The following is a 341-nucleotide window of genomic DNA, read 5'->3' on the forward strand; positions in this document are numbered from 1 at the left end:
CTTGCCCTCGCGACCTCATCCACGGCCAACACCGATCCGCTGGCCAGCAGCACCCACATGCCGCCTGCCCGTTTCTTCGAAGACGGCACTGCGCTCAACCGGTTATTGCTGGAAGCGCCGTACATGGCGCGGTGCAGTGACGACAAAACCGCGACTCGCGTCCGTCCTCGTGAATACGCGCTGCGTTATCCCTATATGCAGGTCAATCGCCCCGGCATGGTGTCGTGGCTGGTGTTCGACCTCGACCATGCCAACGCCTTGGCCTGGGACGATGCCGGGTTGCCTGCGCCGAACCTGATGGTGCGCAACCGCAAAAGCGGCCATTCCCAGTTGTTCTATGC

The 341-nt window shown here is 62.5% G+C and carries 1 protein-coding gene; it reads left to right on the top strand.

From position 1 onward, the window contains the following. The coding region (locus DW49_RS0124270) for a replication initiation protein (RefSeq protein ID WP_029774753.1) at positions 1 to 341 on the top strand (341 nt) is incomplete at both ends.

This window comes from Pseudomonas avellanae BPIC 631 (assembly GCF_000444135.1).
GTDB lineage: Bacteria > Pseudomonadota > Gammaproteobacteria > Pseudomonadales > Pseudomonadaceae > Aquipseudomonas > Aquipseudomonas avellanae.